The organism is Pseudomonas zhanjiangensis (genome assembly GCF_041027545.1).
Lineage (GTDB): Bacteria > Pseudomonadota > Gammaproteobacteria > Pseudomonadales > Pseudomonadaceae > Aquipseudomonas > Aquipseudomonas zhanjiangensis.
Genome location: NZ_JBFTEG010000039.1, coordinates 1 through 8,018, shown reverse-complemented (window position 1 = coordinate 8,018; position 8,018 = coordinate 1). Strand labels below are relative to the sequence as shown.

Below are 8,018 nucleotides of genomic sequence, written 5' to 3'. Positions count from 1 at the left end.
TACCTCCCCAATTACCTGGGCTGGCGCCGCATGCTTGAGCGCTACCAGCAAAGCATTCGGCCAGTTCACTGCATCCAGGAGGCGGTAGGACGCACCGCGCAACACGCTATTGGGACATAGCCTTTTTGTTCGCCAGATCACCTCTAGCGCAGCATCTGTTCGATCAGCCGCTTGTCCTCCATCAGCTCGCGTTGACGCGCGTCGATGCGCGAGGCCAGTTGGAAGTTGTTGCTGGCACGGCGCTTGGCGAAGTCCAGCTGCTCGATCGCCTGGTCGTAATCGCCGACCAGGGCGAAATACTCGGCGCGGGCCTGGTGCAGGCCGATGGTGTTGCCGGTGAGACCGCGCACCTCGGCGACCTGGTACCAGATGTCCGGGTCCTTCTGGCGGTCCTTGAGTAGCGCGTCGAGTGCGCGCCCGGCGTCCTGTGGCCGACCCTGCTTCATCAGCAAGTTGATCTGTGCCTGGCGCAGCGGATAGTTGCGCGGGTACAGGCCCAGCAGACGCTTGAGACGCTCCTGCGCTTGGCTCAGGCGGCTGGCGGCCATATCCAGCTCGATCTGCGCCAGGTTGTAGGTCGCGTCATCCGGGGCGCCCTGCAGGAGCGCTTGCAGGCTGTCGCCGGCCTGTTTGTATTGACCGCTCTTGAGCTGTGCCAGGGCCAGCCCGTAGCGGGCGGCGTCGAGCTTGGGATTTTCCTCGAGCATGCTGCGAAAACGCTTGGCGGCAAGCCCGGGGGTGTCCTCGTAGTTCAGCTGCACGCGAGCGCGCATCAGCTGATAGCGCAGGCTGTCCTGGGTGCCGCCGGCCGGGTACTGCTCGGCGCGGTTGCGCGTGTCGGCGATGCGTGATTCGGAGACCGGGTGGGTCAGGAGAAACTCTGGCGGCAGGCGGTCGTAGCGGTACTGGCGCATCAGGCGCTCGAACATGCTGGGCATGGCGCGCGGGTTGTAGCCGGCCTTTTCCAGGTTGACCAGGCCGATGCGATCGGCCTCCTGCTCGTTCTGCCGGGAAAAGCGCCGCTGTTCTTGAATGGCCGCTGCCTGGGTCGAGGCAATGGCGGCAATGCCCAGGTCGCCGGCGCCTGCCGCTGCCGCGACAATCCCGGCCAGCATCGCGGCCATGACCGGGACCTGCATGCGTTGCTGCGCCTCGAGGCCGCGGGCAAAGTGGCGCTGCGACAGGTGCGCCAGCTCGTGGGCCATCACCGAGGCGTACTCGGCTTCGGTCTGGGCATAGAGAAACAGTCCGCCGTTGACGCCGATGATCCCACCGGGCGCGGCGAATGCGTTGATCTGGGGGCTGTCGAGCAGGACGAATTCCAGTCGGCGGTCCTGCAGTTCGCTGGTCTCGGTCAGGCGGTAGACGCTGGTCTCGACGAACTCCTTGAGTTGCGGGTCGGACAGCTGGCTGACCTGGGCGCGCAGCAGTCCCAGCCAGGCGCGGCCGAGTTGGTGTTCCTGCTGGGGCGAAATGATGGCGGAGCTGGCGTCGCCAAGCGACGGCAAATCGCTGGCAGCACAGGGCAGGGCGGCCAGGCAGGCAAGCGTCAGCAGGGTGGGGCGCAGGAACTTCATGCACAGGGCTCTTGGTGAACAAAGAGGCTACTGTAGCCGGCCGGGTGCTTGCCTGGCCAGGGTTGCTCGGGGTTGGGTATCCTATGGGGCTTCTTGGGGAGGATCGCATGAGCGAACAGCAGGACTGGAGCGGCGCTTTCGACGCCGAAGTGGACGCCACGGGCCTGAGCTGTCCGTTGCCGTTGCTCAAGGCCAAGCTGGAGCTGAATCGGTTGGCCAGTGGCGCGGTGCTCAAGGTGACGGCCACCGATGCAGGGTCGCAGCGTGACTTTCGTGCTTTCGCCCAATTGGCCGGGCATCACTTGCTGCGTGAGGATGTCGACGGCGGGGTCTATCGCTACTGGTTGCGTAAGGCCTGAGGCGTTTTGCCCAGGCTGATTAGGTTAGGGAAATTTGATGATCAAGGTTTTGCGCGACTGGCTGCACCGCTATTTTTCCGATGAGCAGGCCGTGGTCTTGGCGGTGCTGCTGATTCTCGGCTTTGCCGGGGTGCTGACCCTGGGTGGCATGATGGCGCCGGTGCTGACCGGGTTGGTCCTGGCGTTCCTGATGCAGGGGTTGGTGACTGCGCTGGTTCGCCTTCGCCTGCCGAAGATTCTCGCCGTATGGCTGGTGTTCGCCTTGTTCATGGGGCTGCTCGGCTTGTTCCTGCTGGTGTTGATGCCGTTGGTCTGGCAGCAATTGAGCAACCTGTTCAACGAGCTCCCGCGCATGCTCGGCGAGTGGCAGGCACTGTTCCTGCTGCTGCCCGAGCGTTACCCGAACCTGATCAGCGATGCCCAGGTGCTGGATTTGATCGAGTCGGTGCGTGGCGAGCTGGGCCGTTTTGGTCAGTGGGCCCTGTCGTTCTCTCTATCCAGCTTGCCGGTGCTGGCCAGTGCGATGATCTATCTGGTGCTGGTGCCCATCCTGGTGTTTTTCTTCCTCAAGGACAGCCAGCTGATCGGTGCCTGGTTTCGTGGTTACCTGCCCCGTGAGCGAACCCTGATCACCCAGGTGGCGCAGGAGATGAACCAGCAGATCGCCAACTACATTCGCGGCAAGTTCATCGAGATCATCATCTGCGGGGTGGTCACCTATATCGCCTTCGCGGCCCTTGGCCTCAACTATGCGGCGCTGCTCGCCCTGCTGGTGGGGGTGTCGGTCGTTGTGCCCTATATCGGCGCGGTAGTGGTGACATTGCCGGTGGCCCTGATCGGCATGTTCCAATGGGGCTGGGGTGATCAGTTCATCTATCTGATGGTGGTCTACGGGGTGATCCAGGCGCTGGACGGTAACGTGCTAGTGCCGTTGCTGTTCTCCGAGGCGGTCAATCTGCACCCGGTGGCGATCATCTGCGCCGTGTTGCTGTTCGGCGGCCTGTGGGGTTTTTGGGGGGTATTCTTTGCGATTCCCCTGGCGACCCTGTTCAAGGCGGTTTTGAGCGCCTGGCCACGGCGCGAGGCCCAGGCGCTGGGTCAATAGAAAAGGCCGCATCGAGCGGCCTTTGTCCTGTATTTCCTGGTTCAGTCTTTATTCAGTGCCTGGGCGGCAGCGAGCACTGCGTCGACATGCCCGGCTACCTTGACGCCGCGCCACTCTTGGCGCAGCACGCCTTGCTTGTCGATCAGGAAGGTGCTGCGGTCGATGCCCAGGTATTCCTTGCCATAGAGCTTCTTCAGCTTGATCACATCGAACAATTGGCAGAGCGCCTCGTCCTTGTCGGATATCAGCTCGAAGGGGAAGGCCTGCTTGCCCTTGAAGTTCTCGTGGGACTTCAGGCCGTCACGCGAGACGCCGAACACCAGGGTGTTGGCAGCCTGAAAGGCTGGGTACTGGTCTCGGAAGCCCTGGCCTTCGGTGGTGCAGCCGGGGGTGCTGTCTTTCGGGTAGAAGTAGATGACGACCTGCTGGCCCCGCAGTGCGGACAACTGGACCTGCTGGCCGCTGGTGGCCTGGGCGCTGAAGTCGGCGACGGGCGAGTCGATTGCTACGGCCATAAACGCTCCTGTTAGGTTGGAGTCTGCGGGCGCCAGGGTTCGATCAGCGCATCGAGGTTCAACGCATCGGCGAAGTCGAGGAACTGGTCGCGCAGCCAGCTGATCTGGGTTCCTGCCGGCAGGGTGACGGTCAGGGTGGCGTTGAGCATGGTGCCGCCAGTCTGCGGCGCCAGGTAGGTGTCGCAGGTGAGATTTTCCAGCTCGACATGGTGGTCGAGGAAGAACTGGCACAGTTCGTTGAGGATGTCCGGACGGTACGCCGAGCTGACATAGGCTACATACGGCAGGGCCTGTGGCCGGGTCTCGGCAGTGCCACTGCGAATCACGTTGACCGAGAATTCATGCTTCTTGGCCAGCAACGGCAGACTCGACTCGAGTCGGGCCAGGGCATCCCAGTTGCCGGAAACCTGCAGCACCAAGGCGCTGTATTCGCCGTGCCGGCTCAGGCGGGTGCTGACCACGGCGCAGCGGTTTTCATGGCTGGCGCGGCACAGGACATTGGTCAGCTCCATGGCATTGGGGCCGAGTGCACTGATGACGAGGAATTGTTCGCGAACTGGGGGGGTGGACATGCAGCCTTCCTAAAACGATGAGCGGTCGGCCCGCCAATGCGTTGCCGATCAAAGCCGGAAGGGTAGCGAAAAGCGCTGGCGAGGGGAATGCTCGAGGACGCTTGCTGCCGCGATACTTTCACCGTTCGTGGAGAAAGTCCGCTCGCACTGCGGCCCTGTACTTCGCTTGTGCAAGGCTGGTGGCGCCAGTACCATTACGGCTCAATTTTTCCGGCAGGAGCGGTTGCATGATTGCGGGCAGTATGGTGGCACTGGTCACGCCCATGGATGCGCAAGGTGGTCTCGATTGGGACAGCTTGAGCAAGCTTGTGGATTTCCACCTGCAAGAGGGTACCAATGCCATCGTCGCGGTCGGCACCACGGGTGAATCCGCCACGCTGGAAGTGTCCGAGCATATTGAGGTCATTCGTCGCGTCGTCGACCAGGTCGCCGGGCGCATTCCGGTGATTGCCGGCACCGGCGGCAACTCCACCCGCGAGTCGGTCGAGCTGACCCGGGCCGCCAAAGAGGTGGGCGCCGATGCGTGCCTGCTGGTGACGCCGTATTACAACAAGCCGACTCAGGAAGGGCTGTATCAGCATTTCCGCCATATCGCCGAGGCGGTGGCGGTGCCGCAGATCCTCTACAACGTGCCGGGGCGCACCGTCTGCGACATGCTGCCGGAAACCGTCGAGCGCCTGGCGAAGATCGACAACATCATCGGCATCAAGGAAGCCACTGGCGACCTGCAGCGCGGCCAGGAGGTACTTGACCGGGTGAGCAAGGACTTCCTGGTCTACTCCGGCGACGACGCCACGGCGGTCGAGCTGATGCTGATGGGTGGCAAGGGCAATATCTCGGTAACGGCCAACGTCGCCCCGCGGGCGATGGCCGAGCTGTGTGCCGCGGCCATGGCCGGGGATGCCGTTACTGCCCGGGCGATCAACGATCGACTCATGCCGTTGCACAAGGCGCTGTTCATCGAATCCAACCCGATTCCGGTGAAGTTTGCCCTGCACGAAATGGGCATGATGCCGGACGGCATCCGCTTGCCGCTGACTTGGCTGAGCCCGCGTTGTCATGAAACGTTGCGTCAGGCCCTGCGCCAGTCCGGCGTATTGGTTTAATCGAGGAATTACTGCGCATGAAGCGACTGGCCGGATTCTCTACACTTGCTCTGATCATCTCTACCACCAGCGGATGTGGCTGGCTATGGGGTGAAGAGGGCTATTTCCGCGACCGCGGCGGTGACTACCTGGAGGCGCGGCAAACCGCGCCTATGCAGTTGCCGGCCAATGTCGAGGTCCGGCGTCTGGATCCATTGCTGCCGGTGCCGCAGCAAGTGGCCAGCAGCAAGCTGGACGGTGAGTACGAAGTGCCGCGGCCGCAGCCTTTGAAGGTAAGCGCAGAGGCCGGTGAGTTCAGCCTGCAGAAGAGTGGCGCGTCGCGCTGGGTCGTGGCCCAGCGTGTGCCGGCGGAAGTCTGGCCGGTGGCTCGCCAATTCTTTGCTGACAATGGATTTAACATCGTCGACGAGCGTCCCCGGACCGGTGAATTCAGCACCGACTGGCAGCGCGTCGATCAACTGTCGGCCGCTCTCGCTCGTCGTTTGAACGGCGCCGCGACGGGGGAGACCCGTGTTCGGGTGCGCATCGAGCCGGGCGTGCAGCGCAACACCAGCGAAATATTCGTGGCCAGTGCCGAGCGTCCCGTCGGCAGCGCGGCCGATGTGGCCTTCACCAGCCGCGGCTCCAGCTCCAGTCTGGATGCAGCGCTGCTCGATGAGATGCTCGTTGGGCTGACGCGCAGCACCGCGCAGGGCGGCTCCGTGTCGTTGCTGGCGGCTCGCGATTTTGACGCGCCAAGCCGAGTCAGCCTGAGCGAGGATGGCAATGGCAACCCTGTGCTGAACCTCGGCGCCGATTTCGATCGCGCCTGGTCCGGCGTCGGCCGCTCCTTGGAAGCGGCCGATATTCGCATCGACGATCTCAATCGTAGCCTGGGTGTGTACTACATCAACCTGGCTGAAGGTACCCAGCACAAGGGTGAGGAGCCCGGCTTCTTCGGCAGGCTGTTCGGTGGTGAGGCCGATAAGGAAGAAATTGAAGCCCGCGCCGAGCGCTATCAAATTCGCCTGACGCCTGTCGGCGACAGTGTGCAGGTTACCGTGGACAAGGACCTCAATACCGTGGCACCGGCCGATGTGGCGCGCCGCATTCTGGGGCTGATCCAGGAAAACCTCGGCTAACAGGCTGCAGGCATGGCGGTAACACCGATAGGCGAAGCCCCAGGGTTTCGCCTGTTTCGTTTACTAAAGGCGGAAACTCCGATATGACCACACCCTCGACCCTGAGCCTGAAGAAAATCTACTCGGGCAAGGTCCGCGACCTTTATGAGATCGACGACAAGCGCATGCTGATGGTCGCCACCGATCGTCTCTCGGCGTTCGACGTGATCCTCGCCGAGCCGATCCCGGACAAGGGCAAGATCCTTACCGCGATCTCCAACTTCTGGTTCGACAAGCTGGTCGATCTGGTGCCCAACCACTTCACCGGCGACAGGGTCGAGGACGTGGTGCCGCCTGCTGAGCTGCCGCTGGTGGAAGGTCGCGCGGTAGTGGCCAAGCGCCTCAAGCCGGTCGCCGTGGAAGCCATAGTGCGCGGCTATATCGTCGGTTCCGGTTGGAAGGAATATCAGAAGACTGGCACCGTCTGTGGCATCCAGCTGCCTGCCGGGTTGCAGGAGGCGTCGAAGTTGCCGCAGCCGATCTTCACCCCTTCGACCAAGGCCGCAGTTGGTGACCACGACGAGAACATCTCCTTCGAGCAGTGCGAAGCGATCATCGGTGCAGAGCTGGCGGCCAAGGTCCGCGATACCTCCATCGCCCTCTACAGTGCTGCCGTCGAATATGCGGCGACCCGCGGCATCATCATCGCCGACACCAAGTTCGAGTTCGGCTTGGACGAAGACGGCACCCTGACCCTGATGGACGAAGTGCTGACCCCGGATTCCAGTCGTTTCTGGCCGGCCGACAGCTATGTCGAAGGCAAGAATCCGCCGAGCTTCGACAAGCAGTTCGTGCGCGACTGGCTGGAATCGACCGGTTGGAACAAGGAGCCACCGGCCCCGCCCGTGCCGGCCGAAGTCGCGCAGAAGACCGCCGATAAATACCGCGAGGCGTTGACCAGGCTGACCGCCTGATCGTCCTTCGTGTAGGTCAGAAGGGGCGCTTAGGTGCCCCTTTCTTATTTCGGAATGTGCCAATGGCTTTCAGGTGGAGGCTGCTGGTTTACCCGTGCTTGTTGGGGGCTCCAGGCACACAGGCAAGCGCGAGCCGGGTTAGGGCCTGCTGCCGCAAGGCACCTGCAACGCCCGCCGGCAACCCATTTACCCCTACCTGTTTAGGGCGCTCCGTCGCAAGCATCTGAATGCATGCGAAAAAAATGCTAATCGGGCTTCGCCAATCGCTATTCTGCTGCTATCATGCGCGCCGCCACGGGAAGATGCCGGAGTGGCCGAACGGGACGGATTCGAAATCCGTTGAACTGGCAACAGTTCCTAGGGTTCAAATCCCTATCTTCCCGCCATATCGCAACACCTAAGCCCCTGTATTTCCTAGAGAAGTCAGGGGCTTTCGCGTTTCTAGGGTGCCACTGTCTAGAAAGTGTCTAGGAAAGCCGGGGCGATTCACAGGTGGGCTAAAGGTCTGTACGCCATCTGCATGAGGCAAAGAAGCTGTTTGAGTGGGTCTTTTCAATTAAAAGCTTGACCGCTTCCTTGTGGTGCCTATAATGCGCACCACTTCCGGCGCAGGCCTTTCGGAAAACCTCTTGTAGATCAATTGGTTATCTTGTTTTTAGGGCTTGCGGCACGGCGAAAGCCGTGTAGAATGCGCCGGGCTGACGGGGTGG

The 8,018-nt window shown here is 62.2% G+C and carries 8 protein-coding genes, 1 tRNA gene and 1 pseudogene; 7 read left to right on the top strand and 3 right to left on the bottom strand.

The window, feature by feature from the left end; translation table 11 throughout:
- A pseudogene (locus AB5S05_RS21835) lies at positions 1-120 on the top strand (IS1595 family transposase); the annotation flags it as partial.
- 23 nt (positions 121-143) lie between these two features.
- Here AB5S05_RS21835 and AB5S05_RS21830 read toward each other — a convergent pair.
- Positions 144-1,577, bottom strand: a complete 1,434-nt coding sequence (locus AB5S05_RS21830; protein ID WP_369289610.1) for a M48 family metalloprotease — start codon at positions 1,575-1,577, stop codon at positions 144-146.
- 107 nt (positions 1,578-1,684) lie between these two features.
- Here AB5S05_RS21830 and AB5S05_RS21825 point away from each other — a divergent pair, with 107 nt between their 5' ends.
- Complete coding sequence (locus tag AB5S05_RS21825; RefSeq protein WP_369289609.1) at positions 1,685-1,936, top strand: sulfurtransferase TusA family protein; 252 nt, start codon at positions 1,685-1,687, stop codon at positions 1,934-1,936.
- Positions 1,937-1,973: 37 nt separating this feature from the next.
- Positions 1,974-3,041 (top strand): AI-2E family transporter, encoded by a 1,068-nt coding sequence (locus AB5S05_RS21820; protein ID WP_369289608.1) that lies wholly within the window; start codon positions 1,974-1,976, stop codon positions 3,039-3,041.
- 41 nt (positions 3,042-3,082) lie between these two features.
- On the opposite strand, the gene AB5S05_RS21815 is transcribed toward AB5S05_RS21820, so the two are convergent.
- Together AB5S05_RS21815 and AB5S05_RS21810 are read right to left on the bottom strand one after the other, a co-directional pair.
- The gene (locus tag AB5S05_RS21815) at positions 3,083-3,556 is read right to left on the bottom strand and encodes a peroxiredoxin (RefSeq protein WP_369289607.1); all 474 of its coding nucleotides are present in this window, start codon (positions 3,554-3,556) and stop codon (positions 3,083-3,085) included.
- Between the two features lie 11 nt (positions 3,557-3,567).
- Positions 3,568-4,128: a glycine cleavage system transcriptional repressor gene (locus AB5S05_RS21810; protein ID WP_369289606.1), complete on the bottom strand. Its 561-nt coding sequence runs from the start codon at positions 4,126-4,128 to the stop codon at positions 3,568-3,570.
- Positions 4,129-4,355: 227 nt separating this feature from the next.
- Between AB5S05_RS21810 and dapA the strand changes: the two genes are divergently transcribed.
- The 4 genes from dapA (at position 4,356) to AB5S05_RS21790 (ending at position 7,694) form a co-directional block, all read left to right on the top strand.
- Positions 4,356-5,234 (top strand): 4-hydroxy-tetrahydrodipicolinate synthase, encoded by an 879-nt coding sequence (gene dapA, locus AB5S05_RS21805; RefSeq protein ID WP_369289605.1) that lies wholly within the window; start codon positions 4,356-4,358, stop codon positions 5,232-5,234.
- A gap of 17 nt (positions 5,235-5,251) precedes the next feature.
- Positions 5,252-6,355, top strand: coding sequence for an NlpB/DapX family lipoprotein (gene bamC, locus AB5S05_RS21800; protein ID WP_369289604.1), 1,104 nt, complete (start codon positions 5,252-5,254; stop codon positions 6,353-6,355).
- Positions 6,356-6,438: 83 nt separating this feature from the next.
- Complete coding sequence (locus tag AB5S05_RS21795; RefSeq protein WP_369289603.1) at positions 6,439-7,308, top strand: phosphoribosylaminoimidazolesuccinocarboxamide synthase; 870 nt, start codon at positions 6,439-6,441, stop codon at positions 7,306-7,308.
- 296 nt (positions 7,309-7,604) lie between these two features.
- Positions 7,605-7,694, top strand: a tRNA-Ser gene (locus tag AB5S05_RS21790).
- Positions 7,695-8,018 lie beyond the last annotated feature (324 nt).

Excerpts from the sequence above, each read along its gene's own strand:
- dapA (WP_369289605.1), top strand. The coding sequence starts at position 4,356 with ATGATTGCGGGCAGTATGGTGGCACTGGTCACGCCCATGGATGCGCAA.
- AB5S05_RS21820 (WP_369289608.1), top strand. The coding sequence starts at position 1,974 with ATGATCAAGGTTTTGCGCGACTGGCTGCACCGCTATTTTTCCGATGAG.
- AB5S05_RS21815 (WP_369289607.1), bottom strand. The coding sequence starts at position 3,556 with ATGGCCGTAGCAATCGACTCGCCCGTCGCCGACTTCAGCGCCCAGGCC.
- AB5S05_RS21830 (WP_369289610.1), bottom strand. The coding sequence starts at position 1,577 with ATGAAGTTCCTGCGCCCCACCCTGCTGACGCTTGCCTGCCTGGCCGCC.
- AB5S05_RS21795 (WP_369289603.1), top strand. The coding sequence starts at position 6,439 with ATGACCACACCCTCGACCCTGAGCCTGAAGAAAATCTACTCGGGCAAG.
- bamC (WP_369289604.1), top strand. The coding sequence starts at position 5,252 with ATGAAGCGACTGGCCGGATTCTCTACACTTGCTCTGATCATCTCTACC.
- AB5S05_RS21825 (WP_369289609.1), top strand. The coding sequence starts at position 1,685 with ATGAGCGAACAGCAGGACTGGAGCGGCGCTTTCGACGCCGAAGTGGAC.
- AB5S05_RS21810 (WP_369289606.1), bottom strand. The coding sequence starts at position 4,128 with ATGTCCACCCCCCCAGTTCGCGAACAATTCCTCGTCATCAGTGCACTC.